Raw genomic sequence first — 21,714 nt, 5'->3', positions numbered from 1 at the left:
CTGAAAAGTCATTCGCCGGCACCGCCGTCGTCCTGTGGCACCTGCGGCAGCCGGACCCGGAAGGTGGCGCCGCCGCCCGGGGTCTCCACCACCTCGACCGCGCCGTGGTGGGCGGCGACCAACGCCGCCACGATGGCCAGGCCCAGGCCGGTGCCGGTGTTGCCGTCGGCCCGCCGGGTCCGCGCCGCGTCGGCCCGGTAGAACCGCTCGAAGACCCGTTCCGCCTGCTCCGGGGAGAGCCCGGGGCCGGTGTCGGCCACCTCCACGACGGCGAGGTTCCCCGGCTCGGCGCGCAGCCGCAGGCTGACCTTGGCGTCCGCTGGGGTGTGGGTCAGCGCGTTGGTGACCAAGTTGCCGATCACCTGACGCAGCCGCGCGTCGTCGGCGAAGACGACCAGGGGGCCCGAGCCGGGCTCGATCTCCAGCTCGATCCGCCGGTCCGGGGCCATCGCGCGGGCGGCCTGCACCGCGTCGGACGCCAGCACCGGCAGCTCCACCGGGGCGAGCGAGAGCGGCCGTTCCCGGTCCAGCCGTGCGAGCAGCAGCAGGTCCTCCACCAGCAGCCCCATCCGGGCCGCCTCGTCCTCGATCCGGCGCAGCAGGCCGGCGGTCTGCTCGGGTGCCCGGGCCGCGCCCTGCCGGTACAGCTCGGCGAAGCCCCGGATGGTGGTCAGCGGGGTCCGCAACTCGTGTGAGGCGTCCGCGACGAACTGCCGCATCCGCTCCTCGGACCGCCGGGCCCGCGCCTCGGACGCCTGCGCGGCGACCGCCGCGTCCCGGGCGGCGCTCTCGGCCGAGCGCGCGGCGGTCTCCGAAGCGGCCCGGGCGGTGAACGCCGCCTCGATCTGGGTGAGCATCGCGTTCAGCGCCCGGGAGAGCCGGCCCAGCTCGGAGGTGGGATGCTCCTGTCCCTGCTCCGGGTCGGGCACCCGGCGGGTCAGGTCACCGCCGGCGATGGCGGCGGCGGTCCGTTCGATCTCCACCAGCGGCTTGAGGCTGGTCCGCACGATCGCCGCGCCCACCGAGGCCAGCATGATCAGCACCGACCCGCCGACCAGCAGGTCGATCCAGGCCAACCGCTTGACGGCGAGGTCGACGTCGGTCAGGTGCTCGCCGATCGCCGCCCTCTGGCCGTTGGGCAGCTCGGTGTAGAGCATCCGCCAGCGCACCGAGCTGTCCCGGGCGCGGACGGTGCGCGGGCTGTCCTTCTGTGCCGCCTCCTGCGCTTCGAACCCGGCCGCGTCGCTCGGCCACGGCGGTAGATCCGCCAGCGTGAAGCGGGACGTGTCGTACGCGTAGTCCTGCACCTTGCCAGTGGTCGGGCTGGTCACCACGACAACGTAGTCGCTGGGCAGGTAGACCTCCTTCGACGACGGCAACTGGATCCGGTCCGCCGAGTTGCGCAGTTCGAGGTCGATCTGGTCGACCAGGTAGTTGTGCAGGAAGTACGCGGTCGAGACGCTGATCACCACCAGGGCGCCGGCGACCAACGCCAGCACCGAGGCGACCAGTTTGATCCGCAGTGGTACGGCCCGCAGCCGCCCCTTCGCCTGCTGGACCCCGTTCACGCCGCCGGCTTGCGCAGCACGTACCCGACGCCGCGCAGGGTGTGGATGAGCCGGGGCTGGGTGGTGTCGACCTTGCGCCGCAGGTAGGAGATGTAGGACTCGACGATGTTGTCGTCGCCGCGGAAGTCGTAGTTCCAGACGTGGTCGAGGATCTGCGCCTTGGACAGCACCCGGTTGGCGTTGAGCATCAGGTAGCGCAGCAGTTTGAACTCGGTCGGCGACAGCTGCACCCGCTGCCCGGCCCGGTGCACCTCGTGGGTCTCCTCGTCCAGCTCCAGATCGGCGAAGGTGAGCCGGGACGGGGCCTGCTCGCCGGTGGTGGTGCGGCGCAGCACGGCGCGGATCCGGGCGGTCAGCTCCTCCAGGCTGAACGGCTTGGTGACGTAGTCGTCGCCGCCCAGGGTCAGCCCGCGGATCTTGTCGTCGGTGGCGTCCCGGGCGGTCAGGAAGACCACCGGGGTACGCGTACCGCCCTCGCGGAGCATCCGGATGACCTCGAAGCCGTCGAGGTCCGGCAGCATCACGTCGAGCACGACCAGGTCGGGTCGGTGGTCCTTGGCGGCGTTCAGGGCCGCGCTGCCGCTGGTCGCGGTGGCCACGTCGAAGCCCGCGAAGCGCAGGCTCGCGGAGAGCAGTTCGAGGATGTTCGGGTCGTCCTCGACGACGAGCAGTCGCGCCTCGGTCTGGGTAGCGGGCATGTGCCCATCATCGGTGACCTCACTGCACCGGCGCTGGATGCTTCCTGCAAAAATCCTGTGAGTCGTCGGCCGCTCCCGACCTGGCCGGCACCGCCGGTCAGCGCAGCAGCCGACGCAGCCCGTCCAGCGCGCCGTCGAGCAGCCGGATCGCGGTACGCAGCTGGGTGTCGCTGAACTGCCGGGCCCGCGCCAGCCGGCCGACCTCGACGGTGAACGCGGCCAGCCGCTGGTCGAGCTCGTCGAGCAGTCCCGCGCGGGGGCCGTTCGCCGCCGCCGGACCGGGCGGCGGGGCCGGAGGCTCCCAACGGGTACGGCGGGTCTGCCGGGCTGCCGCGCTCAGCTCCCGCTTGAGGTCGCGCACCGAGCCGCTCACCTCGCTGCGGATCTCGCCGGCCAGGGTGGAGAGGTCCGCCACCGAGGCGGCGATGTCCGCCTCCAGGGTGCTCAGCTCGCCGGCCCGTTGGCGCAGCTCGTCGCGGCCGGCGTCGGTGATGCCGTACGTCTTGCGGCCTCCGGCGGCGGTGTGCGTGACCAGCCCTTCGGCCTCCAGCCGTTGCAGGCGGGGGTAGATGGTGCCGGCGCTGGGCGCGTAGAGCCCGAGGAACCGGTCCTCCAGCAGGCGGATCAGCTCGTAGCCGTGCTTCGGACCGTCGTCGAGGAGTTTGAGCAGGTAGAGCCGGAGCCGGCCGTGGCTGAACACGGCGGTCACGGCAACTCCTCCTGGTCGTCGTCCACCGGCCGGGCAAGTAGGGCGATGCTCCCCGAGGTCGCGGACGCCCAGAGCTTACCCTCGCCGGCGCCGAGCACCCCCACACTGTTGGCCAGCGGGAACGTCGATGTGCGGACCTGGGGGAACCCGCTGGTGATCCGGCCCGAGGTGGTGTGCAGGCGTACGTCGAGGTCGCTGTCCTCCCGGATCCGGACGGTGATGCTGCCCGAGATGGTGGTGAGTCGGATCTCGCTGCGGCGGGGGTTGTCCAGGTCGCAGGTGATGGCTCCCGAAACGGTCTGCGCCCGCACCCGGTCAGCGGCGCTGTCGGCGAGGATCACCTCACCGGAGACCGTCTCCAGACTGAGGTCGCCGCCCACGCCGAGCGCCTCCACCGGCCCGGAGGTGATCTTCGCGAAGGTGCTGCCCCGCAACCCCATCAGGGTGATCTGCCCGGCGGTCACGTCGACCGTGGTTTCCCGGCGCAGCCCGGAGGCGACCAGCGAGCCTGCGACCAGCCCCAGGTCGGCGACGACGTCGGCGGGCACCGCCACGGAGACGTCCACTCGCGGGTACCGCGTGATCGACCGGATCCACCGCAGGGCGTCCGCCCAGCCCCGGCCGCGCTCCTGGCGGATGGTGAGCCGACCGTCGGAGTGGGTGACCAGGACGGGTCGGCGGCCGACCCGGGTGACGTCGACCCGGGCCGGGCCGTCGGTGGCGACCACGTTGAGCCGCCCGCTCACCAGGCGGACGTCCAGCCGGCTGACCGGGCCGTCCACGGTGAGCCGCTGTGGGCTGTCGACCGTCCATCCGGTCATGGCGTCCTCCTCCCCCTCGACGACGCGCCGATGCGCGTCCGCCGAGAGAAACAGTAACGCGATACATCGCGACAGCACAAGACTGTCGCGAGTTGCCGGGCCGTCCGGCCCGGGCATGCGCCGACCGGGCGGCCGCTCCCCTCAGGCCGCCAGGTCCAGCTCCCGGCCGGCGGCTGGCGACAGCACGGGAGCCGCCGGGCTCGTGGTTCTCCGGGCCCGCGCCCCGGCACCCGGCGGGGGCCGCAGGTGTACGGCCGACTCGGCGGCCCGGGCCAGCAACCGCCGATCCGCGTCGCGGGCCGGATGCAGCGCGGCACCGACCGTCACCGTCACCACCAGTTCCCGCGCCGCGACCACCCGGGCCACCGAGCGCAGCAGGGTGTCCGCGCCGAGGAAGGCGCCGGCCGTGGTGGCCGTCCCGGTGGCCTCGCACCGGTGCACGAGCCGCAGCGGCACCACCGGGCTGCCGGTGTCGATGGCCGCCTGGAACGTCGCGGGCCGGAACCCGCCGCCGGGACGGCAGTCGACCGCGCGGTCCCCGGCGCACCAGGTCGTACCCTCCGGAAAGACCGCTACCGAGCGGCCGGCGCGTAGCGCGTCGCCGACCCGGCGCACGGTGGCCGGCAGCGCCCGCGGCCGGGACCGGTCCACGAAGACCGTGCCCGCCGCCGCCGCGAGCAGGCCCACCACCGGCCAGGAGCGGATCTCCCGCTTCGCCACCATCCGGGTCGGCGCGACCGCCAGCACCGCGAGGATGTCCAGCCACGAGACGTGGTTGGCGACCAGCAGCGCACGCCGCCGGGGCGGTCGGCCCCGGATCACCAGTCGGACGCCGAAGGCGCGCGCGGTGCCCCGGGCCCAGCCACGGACCGCCGCCTGCCGCTCCGGTGCCGGCAGCAGGGGCAGCAGCACCACCAGGCCCACCCCGGCCAGCAGCATGCCGGCCGCCGCGACCAACCGGAGCACCCGGCGGGCCACCGGCACCGTGGGCACCTCGCCGGCCGCCGGCAGGCACCCCTCGTCACAGCCGGACGAGGGCCGCCAGAGGTCGTGCGGCGCGGCGGTCACCGCTCCTCCCCGCCCAGGAAGTGCCGCAGGTAGCGCGGGTTCATCCGGTCCAGCGAGAACAACACGTAGAAGTCCGCGACCCCGAAGTCGGGGTCGTACGACGGCTCGCCGCAGATCCACGCGCCGAGCCGCAGGTAGCCACGCAGCAGCGGCGGCACCGCCGCGCGGCCGACCGGATCGGCGGCGGCCACCGGGCCAGCGCCGGCGGCCGGCTCGGCGAACCAGGGCCGGAGCGGGCGGACCCGCAGCGGAGGCGGCGCCAGGTGCCGGGCCTGGGCCTGCGCCCACACCTCGGCCACCGCCCGACCGCCGTCGGCCACCGGCACCGAGGCGCAGCCGCCGAGCCAGCGTGAGCCGCGCAGGTGCAGGTACCGGGTGATGCCGGCCCACATCAGGTTGATCACCGCGCCCGAGCGGTGGTCCGGGTGCACGCAGGACCGCCCAGCCTCGACCAGGTCGTCGCGCAGCGGGTCGAGCGCGGCGAGGTCGAACTCGCCCTCGGCGTACCGACGGTTGGTGCGACCGGGCGGCAGCAGCCGGTACGTACCGACCACCTCGCCGGTGCTCTCCTGGCGGACGATCAGGTGGTCGCAGTGGGCGTCGAAGGGGTCCACGTCCATCCCGGCCTCACCCGGGCGGAGGGTGGCGCCGAGCTCGGTGGCGAACACCTCGTGACGCAGGCGTTGCGCGGCCGCGACCTGGGTTGGGTCGTCGGCGATCAGCAGGGTGTATCCGCTGGTCGTCAGGGGTGCGCCAGCGGCATGCAGAACAGCCATGGGATCTGTGTAGGTGCCCCGGGTTGCCATCCAAGGTGACCACCGGTGTCGCTCGGGTGAACGCCGGCCGGCGGATGCGCCCGACGGCGGCCGTGCGAGGCTGCCGGACGGACCCGGCGACGGCGCCGGCACGCCCCGACACCGGAGGTCGACGATGCGCATCGAGTCCCGCTACAACGGGCCGTCCGGCTCCGGCAACGGCGGCTGGAGCGCCGGAGTCTTCGCCGCCGAGGCCGGCGGCCCCGGCCCCGTCGAGGTGACGCTGCGCCGGCCACCACCGTTGGAGACGGCGCTGAGGATGGTCGACGGCGAGGTCCGTGACCCGGCCGGCGAGCTGGTGGCCGAGGTACGCCCGGACGGGGCGGTGGACGCCGTCGTACCGCCGGTCGACCGGGACACCGCGATCGACGCCGCGAGCCGCTACCCCGGGCTGGTCGAGCACCCGTTCCCCGACTGCTACGTCTGCGGTCCGCACCGGGCCGACGGGCTGCGGATCTTCCCTGGCCGCCTGCCGGACGGTCGGACCGCCGCGCCGTTCCGGGCGCCCGAGAGGGTCAGCGACGCCACGGTCTGGGCGGCGCTGGACTGTCCGGGTGGGTGGACGGTGCTCGCGCCGGGCCGTCCGTACCTGCTGGGCCGGATCGCCGCCGTGGTCACCGCGCTGCCGGAGCCGGGCGACGAGTGCGTGGTGACCGGTGCGCTGATCCGCGCCGATGGGCGCAAGGCCCTCGTGCACACCAGCCTGTACGGACCGGACGGCGCGCTGCTCGGCCTGGCCCGTGCCACCTGGATCTCCCGCTGAACCGCTCCGTCGTCCGCAGGGAGGACCCGCCTCCACCCCGAGGCGGACCACGCCGTACGGACCGCGCCTGATTGACCTTGTTGCCCGGGGCCGTCACGCTGTGCCACGGCGTACCTCGACGCCACACACGGGAGGAGAACGATGACTGACGGGCAGCGAAGCCCCACCAGCGACGGTCAGATCGTGGTGTCCGGTCTGTCGAAGCAGTACAAGAACGTCCGGGCGGTGAACAACCTGTCCTTCACCGTCGCGCCGGGACGGGTGACCGGCTTCCTCGGCCCGAACGGCGCCGGCAAGACCACCACGCTGCGCATGTTGCTGAACCTGGTCACGCCGACCGCCGGTACGGCCACCATCAGCGGCCACCGGTACGCCGACCTCTCCGACCCGCTGCGGCACGTCGGCGCGATCCTGGAGGCGTCCAGCGCGCACAAGGGCCGCACCGGCATCAACCACCTGCGGGTGATCTGCGCGGCGGCCGGGCTGCCCAGGCAGCGGGCCGACGAGGCGCTGGCCCTGGTCGGGTTGACCCCGGCGGCGAAGCGCAAGTTCAAGGGCTACTCGCTCGGCATGAAGCAGCGGCTCGGCATCGCCGCCGCCATGCTCGGTGACCCCCGGGTGCTGATCCTGGACGAGCCGGCGAACGGGCTCGACCCGGAGGGCATCCGGTGGATGCGCGGGTTCCTCAAGAACCTCGCCCACGAGGGTCGCACCGTGCTGGTCTCCAGCCACCTGCTGTCGGAGATGCAGTTGCTCGCCGACGACGTGGTGATCATCGCGGCCGGGCAGCTGGTCCGCCAGGGCCCGGTCGACCAGGTCCTCGGGTCGATGGCGCAGGGCGCTCGGGTCCGCGTCCGCACCCCGCACACCGAGGCGCTGATCACCGCGCTGAAGGCGCAGTCGGCCACCGTCGACACCGACGAGCAGGGTGTCCTGCTGGTCGGCGGGGTGGACGCCCCGACGATCGGCCGCGCCGCCCTGGCCGCCGGGGTCGAGCTGCACGAACTGACCACCGAACGGCCCGACCTGGAACGGGTCTTCCTGGAGCTGACGGCCGGAAAGGCGGGCATCCGATGAACCTGATCCGAGCCGAACTGCTCAAGATCCGTACCACCAACACCTGGTGGATCTTCGCGCTCATCAGCCTGCCGCTCTGGGCGCTCACCCTGCTCATCAACTGGTTGCAGGCCGATGCCCTGACGAGCGGGAACCTCGGCGACGTGCCACCCGACCAGGTCGACACCCTGGCGGCCGCGGCCAGCCCGGACGCCCTCTCGTCGAACCTGTTCACCACCGGGCAGTTCTTCGGTCTGCTGATCGTGATGCTGCTCGGCATCATCGTGGTGACCAGTGAGTTCTTCCACCAGACGGTGACCACCACGTTCCTCACCACGCCGCACCGCACCGCCGTGATGAGCGCCAAGCTCGCCGCGGCGGGTGTGCTGGCGCTGCTGTTCTGGCTGGTCACCACGGCGCTCAACCTGCTCGCCGGTGCGGCGGTGCTGAACGCCGTGGGGGTGGGCTCGCAACTGGGCAACGACGCGGCCTGGCGCGCGATCGGGTTGAACCTGCTCGCGTACCTGCTCTGGGCGGTGTTCGGCGTCGGCATCGGGGTGCTGATCCGCAGCCAGATCGGCGCGACCGTGACCGGCATCCTGCTCTACCTGGGTGGCTCGATCGGCGCGATCGTGGTGATCAGCATCCTGGCCGCCCGCTGGGGCGATTGGATCAACAACCTGCAACTGCTGGTGCCGTCGCTCGCCTCGTCGCTGATGGTCACCGGGGCGGACATCCCCGGCAACCCGCCGCGCTGGGCCGGCGCCCTCGTGCTGATCGGGTACGCGGTGATCACCGGCCTGGTCGGCACCCTGCTGATGCGCCGGCGCGACATCTCCTGACCCGGATCGTCCCGGGGTGGCGGCGGCTCGGTCGCCACCCCGGGGCGTCCCGGACCCCCGACCCCGCCGGCCCCGGCTCCGTCGACTCACCCGCCCGGGCAGCCCCGGCCACCGCTGATCGGGACGCAGTGGCCGACCGGCGGGTCCGGCTCCTGGTCGGCCGGGGTGTGGCCGACCAGGGTGCTGGTGGCCATGCTGCCGGCGAGCGCGACCGCCACGTAGAGCAGCGCCATCCCACCGAACGCCCAGCCGAAGTGCCGCCGCCAGCCCTGCTCCCCCGCCCACCCGGCGAGCAGCAGGCCGGCCAGCGGCAGCGCCGCGTTCAGCAGGAGCCCGGCGGTCAGCAGGGCGTCGGTCGTCGCGCCGAACGCCCGCGCCACGTCCTGGGTCGGCGTGTACGGCGTGGACGTCCGCCGGATCAGGGCCACCACGAGCAGGAACGGCACCCCGTAGAGCCAGGCGAAGAAGAGCCCGCCGAGCCCGAGCCGCTTCACGACCGGCCCAGGTACGCGGCGGCCACGACGGCGCAGACCGCGAGGCTGACCGCCACGGACAGAGTGCCGGCCAGCACCGGCGAGGTGATCCGGCGGACCAACAGCGCGTTGATCACCGCCGTGACGATCAGCAACCCGACGAGCACCGGCCCGCCCCAGACCAGCCCGGCCAGCGCCAGTGACTCCATCGGGGAGAGGCAACTGAACATCGCCGAACAGTCCCGCCGCGGGGCGCTCGGCACGCTGTTCACACCCACCACCACCGCCGCGATCGCGGTGGCGTACCAACCGAACGCGACCGCCATGCTCGGGCCGTACCGCTTCCGTTCCCCCGTGTCATCCATGCGGCCGATCCTGCCGAGGAGCGCCCGTGCGGACATCCGTACCGGTACTCAGGCGCCGGCGCCGGCCGACCTATCAGCCCTCGGGCCGACCCGCAGCACTTGCTGAACTTCTGGCATCTTCTGTGAATCGGACCACGCGGCCGAGGCGGAAATGCCTGCGGGATCCGTACGGCGTAGCCTGGGAGCCGTCCTGTCCGTGCTCCGAACCGGGCGCGACGGACACCGCGTGACACATAAACCCGCGTGAAAGAGGCGATTACCGGCCGTGTCGACCCAGCAGACTTCGCAGGATAACCCACTGGCGGGTTTCGGCCCGAACGAGTGGATCGTCGAGGACATGTACCAGCGCTACCTCGCCGACCCAACGAGCGTCGATTCGGCCTGGCACGACTTCTTCGCCGACTACCGACCCGCGCCGGGTGCCGCCACCCCGCGCGGCGGTGAGTCGACGGGCACGCCGGCCGCGGCGCCGGAGCCGGACGGCCAGCCCGAGGCGGCCGCCTCGGTCAGCCAGCCCAGCGCCGCGGCGAAGCCGGCGGCCGCCAGCAAGCCGGCCGCCGCGCAGCCGGCACCGGCCAAGGCCGCACCCGCTCCGGCGAAGGCCGCCGCCCCGGCGAAGGCCGCCCCGGCCAAGCCGGCCGAGAAGGCCGCCGCGCCGAGCGCCGACGGCCCCCAGACCACGCCGCTGCGCGGGGTCGCCGCGAAGATCGTCCAGAACATGGACGCCTCGCTGAGCGTGCCCACCGCGACCAGCGTGCGCGCCGTCCCGGCCAAGCTGCTGGTGGACAACCGCATCGTGATCAACAACCACCTCGCCCGCGGGCGCGGTGGCAAGGTCAGCTTCACCCACCTGGTCGGCTACGCGATGGTCCGGGCGCTGGTCCAGCACCCGGAGATGAACAACTCCTTCGCCGAGGCCAACGGCAAGCCGGCGGTGGTCCGCCCGGCACACGTCAACCTCGGCATCGCCATCGACCTGGCCAAGCCGGACGGCACCCGCAACCTGGTGGTCCCCTCCATCAAGGGCTGCGAGCAGATGGACTTCCGGCAGTTCTGGCAGGCGTACGAGGACGTGGTCCGGCGGGCGCGGCGCAATGAGCTGACCATGGAGGACTACTCCGGCACCACGATCTCGCTGACCAACCCCGGCGGTATCGGCACCGTGCACTCGATGCCGCGGCTGATGCAGGGGCAGAGCGCGATCATCGGCGTCGGCGCGATGGAGTACCCGGCCCCCTACCAGGGCATGTCCGAGGCCACCCTGGCCGAGCTGGCGGTCAGCAAGATCATCACGCTGACCAGCACGTACGACCACCGGATCATCCAGGGCGCGCAGTCCGGCGAGTTCCTCAAGGTGATGCACGAGCTGATCCTGGGCGAGCACGGTTTCTACGACGAGATCTTCACCTCGCTGCGGATCCCGTACGAGCCGGTCCGCTGGGTACGCGACGTCGCGGTCAACTCCGAGGGCCAGATCAACAAGACCGCGCGGGTGCACGAGCTGATCCACGCCTACCGGGTGCGCGGGCACCTGATGGCCGACACCGACCCGCTCGAGTTCAAGATCCGCAAGCACCCGGATCTCGACGTACTCCAACACGGGCTGACCCTGTGGGACCTCGACCGCGAGTTCCCGGTGAACGGTTTCGCCGGTCGGCAGCGGATGAAGCTGCGCGAGATCCTCGGCGTGCTGCGCGACTCGTACTGCCGCCGGGTCGGCATCGAGTACATGCACATCCAGGACCCGGAGGAGCGGCGCTGGATCCAGGAGCGGATCGAGCGCAAGTACGAGAAGCCCTCCCCGGACGAGCAGAAGCACGTGCTCAACCGGCTCAACGCCGCCGAGGCGTTCGAGACCTTCCTGCAGACCAAGTACGTCGGCCAGAAGCGCTTCTCGCTGGAGGGCGGCGAGTCGCTGATCCCGCTGCTCGGCGAGGTGCTGGAGTCCTCCGCCGAGAGCGGGCTGGACGAGGTCGTCATCGGCATGGCCCACCGGGGTCGGCTCAACGTGCTGGCCAACATCGTCGGCAAGCCGTACGAGAAGATCTTCTCCGAGTTCGAGGGACACCTGGACCCGCGCTCGACGCAGGGCTCCGGCGACGTGAAGTACCACCTGGGCCAGAACGGCAAGTTCACCACCCCCGACGGCGAGCACGCGGTCAAGGTGTCGGTGGTGGCCAACCCGTCGCACCTGGAGGCCGTCGACCCGGTGCTGGAGGGCATCGTCCGGGCCAAGCAGGACCGGATCGACCTCAAGCTGGAGGGCTACACCGTGCTGCCGCTGGCGGTGCACGGTGACGCCGCGTTCGCCGGGCAGGGTGTGGTCGCCGAGACCCTCAACCTCTCGCAGCTGCGCGGCTACCGCACCGGCGGCACCGTGCACGTGGTGGTCAACAACCAGGTCGGTTTCACCACCGCCCCGGAGTACAGCCGGTCCAGCCTCTACAGCACCGACGTGGCCCGGATGATCCAGGCGCCGATCTTCCACGTCAACGGCGACGACCCGGAGGCCGTGGTCCGGGTGGCCCGGCTGGCCTTCGAGTACCGGCAGGCGTTCAACAAGGACGTCGTGATCGACATGGTCTGCTACCGCCGGCGCGGGCACAACGAGGGCGACGACCCGTCGATGTCCAACCCGCAGATGTACAAGATCATTGATTCGAAGCGCTCGGTCCGCAAGCTCTACACCGAGGAGCTGATCGGTCGCGGCGACATCACCGTGGAGGACGCGGAGGAGCTGCTGCGCGACTACCAGGCGCAACTGGAGCGGGTCTTCAAGGCCACCCGGGACGCCGCCTCGGCGCCGCGCCAGCTCAACCGGCCGCGCCGTGAGGAGGAGCCGGAGCCGCAGGTCGACACCGCCACCGACGCCGCCGTGGTGAAGGCGATCGGCGAGGCGCACATCAACCTGCCGGAGGGCTTCACCCCGCACAAGCGGATCCAGCAGTTGCTCGACCGGCGGGCGAAGATGTCCGTGGAGGGCAACATCGACTGGGGCTTCGGCGAGATCATCGCGCTCGGGGCGCTGCTGCACGACGGGATCACCGTCCGGCTCGCCGGTCAGGATTCACGCCGCGGCACCTTCGTCCAGCGGCACGCCTCGGTGGTGGACGCCCGCACCGGCGACGACTACCTGCCGCTGAAGTCGCTCACCGGTGACGGCGAGCGCTCCCGGTTCTTCGTGCACGACTCGCTGCTCAGCGAGTACGCCGCGATGGGCTTCGAGTACGGCTACTCGGTGGAGAACATCAACGCGCTGGTCGCCTGGGAGGCCCAGTTCGGCGACTTCGTCAACGGTGCCCAGTCGGTGATCGACGAGTTCATCTCCTCCGGTGAGGTGAAGTGGGGTCAGCGCTCCGCGGTCACCCTGCTGCTGCCGCACGGCCACGAGGGTCAGGGGCCGGACCACACCTCCGGCCGCCCCGAGCGGTTCCTGCAGATGTGCGCCGAGGACAACATGCGGGTCTCCATCCCGACCACCCCGGCGAACTACTTCCACCTGCTGCGCCGTCAGGCTCTGTCGCCGAAGCGCAAGCCGCTGGTGGTCTTCACGCCGAAGTCGCTGCTGCGGCACAAGCTCTGCGTCTCGTCGGTGGAGGACTTCACCACCGGCACCTTCCAGCCGGTGCTGCGCGACACGGCCGCCCCGGCACCGGAGGCGGTGAAGCGGGTGCTGCTCTGCTCCGGCAAGATCTACTACGACCTGTTCCAGGCCCGGCAGCAGCGCGAGGTCACCGACACCGCGATCCTCCGGATCGAGCAGCTGTACCCACTGCCGGTGGAGGAGATCCGGGCCGCCCTGGCGCAGTACCCGAACGCGGAGGACTTCGCCTGGGTGCAGGAGGAGCCGGCCAACCAGGGGGCCTGGTCGTTCGTCGCGCTCAACCTGCTGGAGCACCTCACGGACGTCCGGCTGCGGCGGATCTCCCGCCCGGCCGCAGCCGCCCCGGCAGTCGGCTCCGCCAAGACCCACGAGGTCGAGCAGAACGCCCTGATCGAGGCAGCCCTCCCCCGCCCGTGATCTGACCGCACCGCGCGAGCCGGGGCAGGACCGTTCACAACGGCCCTGCCCCGGCTCCGTCGGTCCACCCGCCCGGCCGAGCCGGGACGAGCAAGAGGACGTACCCATGTACTTCACCGACCGCGGCATTGAGGAGCTGGTCGAGCGCCGGGGCGACGAGCAGGTCACCCTGGAGTGGCTCGGCGAACGCCTGCGCGACTTCGTGGACCTCAACCCCGACTTCGAGACCCCCATCGAGCGCCTGGCCACCTACCTGGCCCGACTGGACGACCCCGACGACGACGACGCCTAGACCCCGGCGGCTGCCGGTGATCGAGCTTGGAGGGGCCGGAGGACCCGGGCGGGAGGTCTTGCGATCTTCTAGGGTTGGGGCGTGGCCCGGAGCGTGTATCTGACGAGTGTGGGATCGGGCGGAGGTAAGTCGACCGTCGCCCTCGGGCTGGCCGAGTTGCTGTCCCGCCAGGTCGGGCGGATCGGCGCGTTCCGGCCGCTGGTCGCCGGCTCCGGCCCGGACCCGATCCTCGCCCTGCTCAGCGAGCGCTACCGGATCGAGCAACCGCTGACCGAACTAAGTGGGATGAGCTACGCCGAGGCCACCGCACTGGTCGCCGACGGCCGGCGGGAGGAGCTGATCTCCGCCGTCGTCGAGCGCTACCGGGCCGTGGAGCGGCAGTGCCCGGCGGTGGTTGTGGTGGGCAGCGACTTCGACGACCCGGGCGACCCGGCCCGTCCCCGGGAACTGGCCTTCAACGCCCGGCTGGCCACCGAGTTCGGCAGTGTGGTGGTGCCGGTGGTGGACGGCTTCGGGCAGGAGCCGGCGGCCATCGCGGCAGCCGTGCGGGGGGCGTACCACGATCTGGCCGACCTGGGCGCGACCGTGCTCGCGGTGATCGCCAACCGGGTGCCCGGGCCGATGACCCTGCCCGAGCTGCCGGTGCCGGCGTACGCCATCCCGGAGGTGCCGAGCGTGTCGGCGCCGACGGTGGCCGAGGTGGCCGCGGCGCTCGACGCCACCCTGCTCGCCGGGGACGACGCCGCGCTCGGGCGGGACGTGCTGGACTTCGTGGTCGGTGCCGCACACGTGCCCACGCTGCTGGACCACCTCACCGAGGGCGCCCTGGTGATCACCCCCGGGGACCGCGCCGACCTGCTCGTCGCCGCCAGCGCCGCGCACGTGGCCGGGCAGGTGTCGGTGGCCGGGCTGGTGCTGACCCTCGGCGAGCAGCCCGACCCGCGGGCGATGCGGTTGGTGGAGGGGCTGAACACCGGCTTGGCGGTACTCTCCGTGCGCAGCGACAGCTACCACACGGTGGCCGCGTCCAGCCGGATCGAGGGCCGACCCAGCGCGGCGAACCCGCGCAAGGTGGAGGCCGCGCTCGGCGCGTTCGAGCGCTGCGTGGACACCGACGACCTGGCCCGCCGGCTGCGCGTCAGCCGGTCGACCCGGGTCACCCCCCTGATGTTCGAGAACGAGCTGATCGACCGGGCCCGGTCACAGCGCCGGCACCTCGTGCTGCCGGAGGCCGCCGACGAGCGGATCCTGCGCGCGGCGGAGATCCTGCTCCGCCGCGGGGTGGTCGAGCTGACCCTGCTCGGCCGGCCGGACGACATCTCCCGGCGTACGCGTGAGCTGGGCGTCGACCTCGGCGACGCGCACGTGGTCGACCCGGTGACCAGCGGGTGGCGGGACGATTTCGCGGTCGAGTACGCCCAGCTCCGCGCCCACCGGGGGGTCACCGCCGAGTTGGCGCACGACATCGTCGCCCAGCCGAACTACTTCGGCACCCTGATGGTGGCCACCGGACGGGCCGACGGCATGGTCTCCGGCGCGACGCACACCACCGCCGCCACCATCCGGCCGGCGTTCGAGATCATCCGAACCGTGCCGGAGGTCTCGGTGGCCTCCAGCGTCTTCTTCATGCTGCTCGCCGACCGGGTGCTGGTCTACGGCGACTGCGCGGTCAACCGCGACCCGGATGCCGCCCAGCTCGCCGACATCGCGATCTCGTCCGCGGACACCGCCGCCCGGTTCGGCATCGAGCCCCGGGTGGCGATGCTGTCGTACTCCACCGGCAGCTCGGGGGCCGGCGCGGACGTGGAGAAGGTCGCCACGGCCACGGCGCTGGTCCGGAAGCGCCGGCCCGACCTGCTGGTCGAGGGGCCGATCCAGTACGACGCGGCGATCGACCCGGCGGTGGCGGCGACCAAGCTGCCGGGCAGCGCGGTCGCCGGCCGGGCCACGGTCTTCATCTTCCCCGACCTGAACACGGGCAACAACACGTACAAGGCGGTGCAGCGCTCCGCCGGGGCGGTCGCCGTCGGCCCGGTGATGCAGGGCCTGCGCCGGCCGGTGAACGACCTGTCCCGGGGCGCGACCGTGCCGGACATCGTCAACACGGTGGCGATCACCGCCATCCAGGCGGCCACCGAGGAGGCGTCGTGAGTCGGGTGCTGGTGCTCAACTGCGGGTCGTCATCGGTCAAGTGGCGCCGCTACGACGGTGACCGGGTGCTCGACCAGGGCACCGTCGAGCGGGTCGGTGAACCCGGTGGCGGCCCGGCGGACCACACCAGCGCCGTCCGGGAGATCCTGGCCGGGCAGGACCTGAGTGGGCTGGCGGCGGTCGGGCACCGGGTGGTGCACGGCGGCCGGATGTTCACCGCGCCGGTCCTGGTCGACGACGCGGTGCTGGCCGCGATCCGGGACCTGGTACCGCTCGCCCCGCTGCACAACCCGGCCAACCTGGCCGGCATCGAGATGGCCCGTGAGACGCTGCCGGACGTTCCGCAGGTCGCCGTCTTCGACACCGCGTTCCACCACACCCTGCCGGAGGCCGCGGCCACCTACGCGATCGACCGGGACACCGCCGAGCGGTACGCCATCCGCCGGTACGGCTTCCACGGCACCTCACACGCGTACGTCTCCCGGCGCACCGCGGAACTGCTGGGGCGCCCGTACGGGCAGCTCAACACGATCACCCTGCACCTCGGCAACGGTGCCAGCGCCTGCGCGGTGGCGGATGGCCGCAGCGTCGCCACCTCGATGGGCATGTCCCCGCTTCAGGGGCTGGTGATGGGCACCCGCAGCGGCGACCTGGACCCGGCCGTGATCTTCCACCTGCGGCGGGAGGCTGGGCTGTCGGTGGACGAGATCGACGACCTGCTCAACCACCGCAGCGGCCTGCTCGGGCTGACCGGCGTCAACGACATGCGCGAGGTGCTCCAGCGCAGGGCGGCCGGAGACCAGGCGGCGGAGCTGGCCTTCGACGTGTACTGCCGGCGGATCACCGGCTATGTGGGCGCGTACTACGCGCTGCTCGGTCGGGTCGACGCGATCACCTTCACCGCCGGGGTGGGCGAGCACGCGGCGCCGGTGCGGGCCGCCGCGCTGGCCGGGCTGGACCGGCTCGGCATCGTCGTGGACCCGACCCGCAACGCCGGGAACGGTGACCGGGTGATCTCGCCCGAGGGCACCGAGGTGACCGTCTGCGTCATTCGCACCGACGAGGAACGGGAGATCGCCCGGCAGGCCCGGGCCGTGGTCGAGGCCGGCTGACGCCATTCCGTGGGGCTCAGCACGCGGGCATCTCACCGCCGGTCAAACCCGGCCGGGCCGGCAGGCTCAGCGCAGCGCCAACCAGGCGACGAGGGCAACCACCAGCACGACGACCACCGCCGCACCGATGATCAGCGGCAGGCGGGACGGGGACTCCGCCGGCGCGATGGCCTCCGGCGTCTGGGTGAACGCGCGGAACGCCTCGGTGTTGCCGCTGGGGTCGGTGTAGTTCTCAGGCATGCCGGTGACCCTAGCGAAGCCGGTCGCGGCGCACCGCCCCCGCCCACGGCACCCGGTGGTGTCGACCCGGCCGGCGGAGCTGACCCGACCCGGCCGGCGGGTGCGGCCGGACCGGACGGCGGGGTCGCTACCCACACCCGGGCACCTACCGTGGAACGATGGGGGCGGGGCGGCTGATCGCCGTACTGGTGACAGCGCTGCTGGCCGGTTGCGCGCCGGCCACCGCCGTGGCGGACGGGTCCACCGCCGCCCCGGTCGTGCCGTCGGCGCGCCGGGCGCCCGAGGGGTCGTACGTCGTCGGCGTGCGTACGCTCACCCTCGATCCCCGCTCGGCGCGCCCCCTGCCGGTGACCATCTGGTACCCGGCGTCACCCGACGGGGTGGCCGCCGGGCGGTTCCCGGTGGTCATCTACAGCCACGGCCTGGACAGCCGGCCCGGGCTGCACGCAGGGCTGACCACGCGCTGGGCGGCGGCCGGCTTCGTGGTGGCCGCTCCCGCGTTCCCGCACACCCGGCGCGGTGCCGCCCGGTTCACCCGAGCCGACGTCCGCAACCAGCCGGCCGACTGCTGGCGGCTCATCCGGCACCTGAGCCGTCTCGACACCGACCCGGATGATCCGCTCGCCGGTCACCTGGCCCTGGCATCGATCGCCGCCGCCGGCCACTCGGCCGGCGGCTTCACCACGGCCGGCATGTTCGCCGAGGGGCACCAGGCCCGGCTGCGCGCCGGGATCGTGATCGCCGGGGGCGGACTGCCCGGCAGTTTCGCCGGGCCGGCCGCGCCCCTGCTCTTCGTGCACGGCACGGCCGACCCGGTGGTGCCGGTCGCGGTCGGCCGGGCCGCGTACGGGCGTACCCCCGGCCCGGCCGCCTTTCTCAGCCTGCTCGGCCAGGACCACGGCGCGTACCTCACCCCGGACAGTCCGGGGTTCGCCCCCGTCCTCGCCACCACCACCGACTTTCTCCGCTGGACCCTCTACGACGACAGCGCGGCCGGCGCCCGCCTCCCCGCCGACGCCCGCACCCCCACCCTGACCCGCTACGAGTCCCGCCCGGCCCGCTGACGACCCCGGCCGCCCCGCTACCGGCCGGGATGCTGGACGCGCCAGCGGGCCGGATCGGCACGCTCACCGTGCCGACGATCTCGGTGTCAGCCCAGATCGAGTTCAAGCAGATGTACCCGATCTGGATGCCGGAGCGCCCGCGCCGACCAAAGGACGCCGACGACCTGGCCCGGCTGCGCGCCGCCGTCCCGCCGGCCGGAGAAGACTGAGCGCTGGGTGAGCGGGTGGCCACGCCACACCGAACGCGACCGAGCGGGTCAGCCGGGCAGGGCACAATTGAGTTCATGTCCCGTCGCGTCACCCCCGCGCTGCTGGCCAGCGCCCTGCTCACGGCCGGCCTGGTCGGCTGCACCGCGGACGCCCGGCAGGCCGAGAGCGGGCCGGCACCGGTCGAGCCCTCCTCCGTCGCCTCGGCGACGCCGCGGGTACCCGCCGGGACCGCGCCACAGCGAGCCTTCGCCGTCGGCGTACGCCAGCTCAAGCTGAACCGGGACGGCCGGGCGCTGCCGGTGACGCTCTGGTACCCGGCGGCCGGGGAGGCCGGCGGGGCGGTCAAGCGGTCGGCGGCGGCAGCGGCCGGCCGGTTTCCCGTGGTGATGTTCAGTCACGGCCTGGGCGGGCGGCCGGACGACTACGCCACGCTGCTGACCCGGTGGGCGGCGGCGGGCTTCGTGGTGGCCGCGCCGGCCTTCCCGCACACCTCCCGGGGCGGCGACGGCAACGTCCTCGACGTGCTCAACCAGCCGGCCGACGTGTCCTACACGCTGACCGAGGTGCTGGCGCTCGACGGCAAGGCGGGCGACCCGCTTCGCGGCCGGCTGGACGCCGAGCGGGTGGCCGCGGCCGGGCACTCGGCCGGCGGGGTGACCACCATCGGCCTGTTCACCGCCAGCCGGGACGAACGGCTGGACGCCGGCGTGGTGTTCGCCGGCACGGCGCTCGGCGTGGGTACGGCGTTCGCCGGCGCGGCCGCGCCCCAGCTGTTCGTGCACGGCGAGCTGGACGAGGTGGTCGACTACGCGGCGGGCCGGGCCGCGTACGACAAGGTGCCCTGGCCGAAGGCGATGCTGAGCCTGCCGAAGGGCGACCACGGGCGGGCGCTGCTCAGCGACGGCGCGGCGCTGCGGGTGGTCTCGGACACCTCCGTCGAGTTCCTCCGCTGGACGCTGTACGGCGACCCGGCGGCCAAGAAGCGCATCTCCACCGACGCGAAGCGCGGCGACATCGCCACCTTCGACGACCACCTGTAGGTAGCCGGCCGGGCGAAGGCGCGGATCATGAAAGCAACGCCGCGGACGCGTCAGGCGGTGTGGTCGACGACGACCTTGCCGAAGGCGTCACCGGAGTGCAGCCGGGCGAAGGCGTCCTCGACCCGGCTGAACGGGACGACGCTGTCCACCACCGGGCGCACGTCGCTGTCCGCGCAGAACGCCAGCAGCTCGTACAGCTCGCCGGGCGTGCCCATCGAGGTGCCCAGGATCTCCAGCTGCATGGCGAAGACCCGGCGGAGGTTGACCGCCGGCTCGTGACCGGCGGTGGCGCCGGAGACCACGATCCGGGCCATCGGCGCTGCCGACTTCATCGAGTGGTCGAAGGTGGCCGCGCCGACCGTCTCGATCACCACGTCGACCCGTTCCGGCAGCCGGGCACCCGGTTCCACGGCGGTGGCGCCGAGCGCGGTGATCCGCTCCCGCTTGGTGGCGTCGCGGCTGGTCGCGTACACCCGCTTACCCATCGCGACGGCGAGCGCGACGGCCGCGGTGGCCACGCCGCCGCCCGCGCCCTGCACCAGCACGCTGTCGGCGTCCTCGACACGGCCCTTGGTGGTCAACATCCGCCACGCGGTCAGCCAGGCCGTGGGCAGGCAGGCCGCGTCGGTCGCCGCCATCCCGTCGGGCAGCGGGACCAGGTTCGACCGGGGTACGGCGACCCGCTCGGCGAGGGTGCCGGGGAAGTACTCGGAGAGGATGGAGACCCCGCGCGGGTCACCCCGGGTGACCACCACCGGGTAGACGACCACCTGGTTGCCCTCCGGGTCCACGCCGACCGCGTCGCAGCCGAGGATCATCGGCAGCTGGGCCTCGGTGAGCCCCACCCCCCGCAGCGACCAGAGGTCGTGGTGGTTGAGCGAGGTGGCGCGCAGCTGCACGGTCACCCAGTCGTCCGCCGGGTGGGTCGGCTCGGGCCGCTCACCGACAGTGAGCGCGGCGAGCGGGTCGGCGTCGTCGAAGCGGGAGGCGAAGGCAGCACGCATGATCGGCACGGTAACAAGCCGAACGCCGGTTAAGAAGGGGCCCTTCCACACACCCGGCGTTAGGAAGGGACCCTTCCTATGCACCAGGCGTTAAGAAGGTGCCCTTCCTTACCGGCGGGCGACGCCGTCGCGGCGGGCCGCCTCGGCGACCGCCTCGGCCACCGCCGGGGCGACCCGGGGGTCCAGCGGCGACGGGACGATCGCCTCGGCGGTCAGCGACTCGGCCACCACTCCGGCGATGGCGTCCGCGGCGGCGACCTTCATGCCCTCGGTGATCCGGGTGGCCCGCGCGTCCAGCGCGCCCCGGAACACCCCGGGGAAGGCGAGCACGTTGTTGATCTGGTTGGGGTAGTCGCTGCGCCCGGTGGCGACCACCGCGACGTGCCGGGCGGCCACCTCGGGGTGCACCTCCGGGGTCGGGTTGGCCAGCGCGAACACGATCCCGCCGGGTGCCATGCCGGCGACCGCGGCCTCCGGGATCTGCCCGCCGGAGACGCCGATCAGCACGTCCGCGCCGCGCAGCGCCTCGGTGATGTCACCCTGCCGACCGTCGGCGTTGGTGGTCGCGGCCAGCTCGGCCTTGGTGCCGGTCAGCTCGGTACGGTGCCGGCCGATGATGCCCTTGGAGTCGCAGACCACCACCTGGTCGGGGTTGACGCCCCCGGCGACCAGCATCTTCGTCACGGCCACACCGGCCGCGCCGGCGCCGCTCACCGCGACCCGCAGGTCACCGAGCTTGCGGTTGAGCAGGGTGGCGGCGTTGCGCAGCGCGGCGAGCACCACGATCGCGGTGCCGTGCTGGTCGTCGTGGAAGACCGGGATGTCCAGCGCCTCGTCGAGCCGGCGCTCCACCTCGAAGCAGCGCGGCGCGCTGATGTCCTCCAGGTTGATCCCGCCGAACGAGGGGGCCAGCGCCCGCACCACGGCGACGATCTCGTCCACGTCCTGGGTGTCCAGACAGATTGGCACCGCGTCGACCCCGGCGAACTGCTTGAACAGCACCGCCTTGCCCTCCATCACCGGCAGCGCGGCACGCGGGCCGATGTTGCCGAGCCCGAGCACCGCCGAGCCGTCGGTGACCACCGCGACGGCGTGCGACACCCAGGTGTAGTCGTCGACCAGGTCGGGGTCGGCGGCGATCGCCTCACACACCCGGGCCACCCCCGGGGTGTACGCGAGGGAGAGGTCCTCCCGGCTGGTGAGCGGCACCGTCGAGGTGACGGCCATCTTGCCGCCCCGGTGCAGCTGGAAGACGGGATCAGCGGGGTCCACGGTGGACGAAGGCATGGCGGTGACTCCAGGATCTGTCGAGCAGACGGGGCGGCCGGCCCGGCCGCGAGGTGGGCGGCGAGCGGTGGCACGCGGTGCGGGGGGTCACCCGGGCACTTTCCGAGCATAGTGT

The 21,714-nt window shown here is 72.9% G+C and carries 21 protein-coding genes; 10 read left to right on the top strand and 11 right to left on the bottom strand.

Features of this window, described 5'->3' with window-relative positions; all coding sequences use genetic code 11:
* Nucleotides 1-8: 8 nt before the first annotated feature.
* The 6 genes from ACWD6N_RS02035 to ACWD6N_RS02010 all read right to left on the bottom strand — a co-directional run bounded on the left by ACWD6N_RS02035 (nt 9) and on the right by ACWD6N_RS02010 (nt 5,640).
* Nucleotides 9-1,568, bottom strand: coding sequence for a sensor histidine kinase (locus ACWD6N_RS02035; RefSeq protein ID WP_354963785.1), 1,560 nt, complete (start codon nt 1,566-1,568; stop codon nt 9-11).
* Entirely contained in the window at nt 1,565-2,266 is a 702-nt protein-coding gene (locus tag ACWD6N_RS02030) for a response regulator transcription factor (RefSeq protein WP_030336721.1), read from the bottom strand. Before ACWD6N_RS02030 ends, ACWD6N_RS02035 begins: the two co-directional genes overlap by 4 nt.
* Before the next feature lie 97 nt (nt 2,267-2,363).
* Entirely contained in the window at nt 2,364-2,975 is a 612-nt protein-coding gene (locus ACWD6N_RS02025; protein WP_354963784.1) for a PadR family transcriptional regulator, read from the bottom strand.
* A complete protein-coding gene (locus ACWD6N_RS02020; RefSeq protein WP_354963783.1) occupies nt 2,972-3,796 on the bottom strand; it encodes a DUF4097 family beta strand repeat-containing protein in 825 nt (274 codons plus the stop codon). The genes ACWD6N_RS02025 and ACWD6N_RS02020 overlap by 4 nt, the downstream gene beginning before the upstream one ends.
* 141 nt (nt 3,797-3,937) lie before the next feature.
* Nucleotides 3,938-4,864, bottom strand: a complete 927-nt coding sequence (locus tag ACWD6N_RS02015) for a lysophospholipid acyltransferase family protein (RefSeq protein WP_354963782.1) — start codon at nt 4,862-4,864, stop codon at nt 3,938-3,940.
* On the bottom strand, nt 4,861-5,640 hold the full coding sequence (locus ACWD6N_RS02010; RefSeq protein WP_354963781.1) for a GNAT family N-acetyltransferase: 780 nt from the start codon (nt 5,638-5,640) through the stop codon (nt 4,861-4,863). Before ACWD6N_RS02010 ends, ACWD6N_RS02015 begins: the two co-directional genes overlap by 4 nt.
* Nucleotides 5,641-5,794: 154 nt before the next feature.
* Between ACWD6N_RS02010 and ACWD6N_RS02005 the strand changes: the two genes are divergently transcribed.
* The 3 genes from ACWD6N_RS02005 to ACWD6N_RS01995 all read left to right on the top strand — a co-directional run bounded on the left by ACWD6N_RS02005 (nt 5,795) and on the right by ACWD6N_RS01995 (nt 8,340).
* Nucleotides 5,795-6,442 (top strand): hypothetical protein, encoded by a 648-nt coding sequence (locus tag ACWD6N_RS02005; RefSeq protein ID WP_354963780.1) that lies wholly within the window; start codon nt 5,795-5,797, stop codon nt 6,440-6,442.
* A 141-nt stretch (nt 6,443-6,583) separates the two neighbouring features.
* Nucleotides 6,584-7,519, top strand: a complete 936-nt coding sequence (locus tag ACWD6N_RS02000; RefSeq protein ID WP_354963779.1) for an ABC transporter ATP-binding protein — start codon at nt 6,584-6,586, stop codon at nt 7,517-7,519.
* Entirely contained in the window at nt 7,516-8,340 is an 825-nt protein-coding gene (locus ACWD6N_RS01995; protein ID WP_354963778.1) for an ABC transporter permease, read from the top strand. The genes ACWD6N_RS02000 and ACWD6N_RS01995 overlap by 4 nt, the downstream gene beginning before the upstream one ends.
* 86 nt (nt 8,341-8,426) lie before the next feature.
* Here the strand turns inward: ACWD6N_RS01995 and ACWD6N_RS01990 are convergent, their stop codons facing one another.
* Both ACWD6N_RS01990 and ACWD6N_RS01985 read right to left on the bottom strand, forming a co-directional pair.
* Nucleotides 8,427-8,834: a hypothetical protein gene (locus tag ACWD6N_RS01990; protein ID WP_354963777.1), complete on the bottom strand. Its 408-nt coding sequence runs from the start codon at nt 8,832-8,834 to the stop codon at nt 8,427-8,429.
* Nucleotides 8,831-9,178, bottom strand: a complete 348-nt coding sequence (locus ACWD6N_RS01985; RefSeq protein ID WP_354963776.1) for a hypothetical protein — start codon at nt 9,176-9,178, stop codon at nt 8,831-8,833. Before ACWD6N_RS01985 ends, ACWD6N_RS01990 begins: the two co-directional genes overlap by 4 nt.
* Before the next feature lie 265 nt (nt 9,179-9,443).
* Here ACWD6N_RS01985 and ACWD6N_RS01980 point away from each other — a divergent pair, with 265 nt between their 5' ends.
* From ACWD6N_RS01980 to ACWD6N_RS01965, 4 genes are all read left to right on the top strand, one after another.
* Entirely contained in the window at nt 9,444-13,199 is a 3,756-nt protein-coding gene (locus ACWD6N_RS01980; protein WP_387325985.1) for a multifunctional oxoglutarate decarboxylase/oxoglutarate dehydrogenase thiamine pyrophosphate-binding subunit/dihydrolipoyllysine-residue succinyltransferase subunit, read from the top strand.
* 106 nt (nt 13,200-13,305) lie between these two features.
* Nucleotides 13,306-13,491 (top strand): DUF6104 family protein, encoded by a 186-nt coding sequence (locus ACWD6N_RS01975; RefSeq protein WP_088987811.1) that lies wholly within the window; start codon nt 13,306-13,308, stop codon nt 13,489-13,491.
* An 81-nt stretch (nt 13,492-13,572) separates the two neighbouring features.
* Nucleotides 13,573-15,642, top strand: a complete 2,070-nt coding sequence (pta, locus tag ACWD6N_RS01970; RefSeq protein WP_354963774.1) for a phosphate acetyltransferase — start codon at nt 13,573-13,575, stop codon at nt 15,640-15,642.
* Entirely contained in the window at nt 15,639-16,754 is a 1,116-nt protein-coding gene (locus ACWD6N_RS01965) for an acetate/propionate family kinase (RefSeq protein ID WP_387325982.1), read from the top strand. Before pta ends, ACWD6N_RS01965 begins: the two co-directional genes overlap by 4 nt.
* Nucleotides 16,755-16,820: 66 nt before the next feature.
* On the opposite strand, the gene ACWD6N_RS01960 is transcribed toward ACWD6N_RS01965, so the two are convergent.
* The gene (locus ACWD6N_RS01960) at nt 16,821-16,994 is read right to left on the bottom strand and encodes a hypothetical protein (protein WP_387325979.1); all 174 of its coding nucleotides are present in this window, start codon (nt 16,992-16,994) and stop codon (nt 16,821-16,823) included.
* Between the two features lie 158 nt (nt 16,995-17,152).
* Here ACWD6N_RS01960 and ACWD6N_RS01955 point away from each other — a divergent pair, with 158 nt between their 5' ends.
* The 3 genes from ACWD6N_RS01955 (at nt 17,153) to ACWD6N_RS01945 (ending at nt 19,308) form a co-directional block, all read left to right on the top strand.
* Nucleotides 17,153-18,058 (top strand): alpha/beta hydrolase family protein, encoded by a 906-nt coding sequence (locus ACWD6N_RS01955; protein WP_354963771.1) that lies wholly within the window; start codon nt 17,153-17,155, stop codon nt 18,056-18,058.
* 29 nt (nt 18,059-18,087) lie between these two features.
* Nucleotides 18,088-18,267 carry a hypothetical protein gene (locus tag ACWD6N_RS01950; RefSeq protein ID WP_387325976.1) on the top strand — a complete coding sequence of 60 codons (180 nt, stop codon included), beginning with the start codon at nt 18,088-18,090 and terminating at the stop codon, nt 18,265-18,267.
* A 75-nt stretch (nt 18,268-18,342) separates the two neighbouring features.
* Nucleotides 18,343-19,308 carry an alpha/beta hydrolase family protein gene (locus tag ACWD6N_RS01945; protein WP_387325973.1) on the top strand — a complete coding sequence of 322 codons (966 nt, stop codon included), beginning with the start codon at nt 18,343-18,345 and terminating at the stop codon, nt 19,306-19,308.
* Nucleotides 19,309-19,358: 50 nt separating this feature from the next.
* On the opposite strand, the gene ACWD6N_RS01940 is transcribed toward ACWD6N_RS01945, so the two are convergent.
* Both ACWD6N_RS01940 and ACWD6N_RS01935 read right to left on the bottom strand, forming a co-directional pair.
* On the bottom strand, nt 19,359-20,321 hold the full coding sequence (locus ACWD6N_RS01940; RefSeq protein ID WP_387325970.1) for a zinc-binding dehydrogenase: 963 nt from the start codon (nt 20,319-20,321) through the stop codon (nt 19,359-19,361).
* A gap of 99 nt (nt 20,322-20,420) precedes the next feature.
* Entirely contained in the window at nt 20,421-21,599 is a 1,179-nt protein-coding gene (locus ACWD6N_RS01935; protein ID WP_387325967.1) for an NAD(P)-dependent malic enzyme, read from the bottom strand.
* Nucleotides 21,600-21,714: the final 115 nt, after the last annotated feature.

It is taken from the genome of Micromonospora sp. NPDC005163 (genome assembly GCF_053599835.1).
The sequence above is the reverse complement of the archived record's forward strand: the minus strand, read 5'-3'. Positions and strand labels throughout refer to the sequence as shown.

Coding starts and splice junctions, on each gene's coding strand:
- ACWD6N_RS02030 (WP_030336721.1), bottom strand. CDS start 2,266: ATGCCCGCTACCCAGACCGAGGCGCGACTGCTCGTCGTCGAGGACGAC.
- ACWD6N_RS02020 (WP_354963783.1), bottom strand. CDS start 3,796: ATGACCGGATGGACGGTCGACAGCCCACAGCGGCTCACCGTGGACGGC.
- ACWD6N_RS02010 (WP_354963781.1), bottom strand. CDS start 5,640: ATGGCTGTTCTGCATGCCGCTGGCGCACCCCTGACGACCAGCGGATAC.
- ACWD6N_RS02005 (WP_354963780.1), top strand. CDS start 5,795: ATGCGCATCGAGTCCCGCTACAACGGGCCGTCCGGCTCCGGCAACGGC.
- ACWD6N_RS02000 (WP_354963779.1), top strand. CDS start 6,584: ATGACTGACGGGCAGCGAAGCCCCACCAGCGACGGTCAGATCGTGGTG.
- ACWD6N_RS01995 (WP_354963778.1), top strand. CDS start 7,516: ATGAACCTGATCCGAGCCGAACTGCTCAAGATCCGTACCACCAACACC.
- ACWD6N_RS01985 (WP_354963776.1), bottom strand. CDS start 9,178: ATGGATGACACGGGGGAACGGAAGCGGTACGGCCCGAGCATGGCGGTC.
- ACWD6N_RS01975 (WP_088987811.1), top strand. CDS start 13,306: ATGTACTTCACCGACCGCGGCATTGAGGAGCTGGTCGAGCGCCGGGGC.
- ACWD6N_RS01960 (WP_387325979.1), bottom strand. CDS start 16,994: ATGCCTGAGAACTACACCGACCCCAGCGGCAACACCGAGGCGTTCCGC.
- ACWD6N_RS01955 (WP_354963771.1), top strand. CDS start 17,153: ATGGGGGCGGGGCGGCTGATCGCCGTACTGGTGACAGCGCTGCTGGCC.
- ACWD6N_RS01950 (WP_387325976.1), top strand. CDS start 18,088: ATGCTGGACGCGCCAGCGGGCCGGATCGGCACGCTCACCGTGCCGACG.
- ACWD6N_RS01945 (WP_387325973.1), top strand. CDS start 18,343: ATGTCCCGTCGCGTCACCCCCGCGCTGCTGGCCAGCGCCCTGCTCACG.
- ACWD6N_RS01935 (WP_387325967.1), bottom strand. CDS start 21,599: ATGCCTTCGTCCACCGTGGACCCCGCTGATCCCGTCTTCCAGCTGCAC.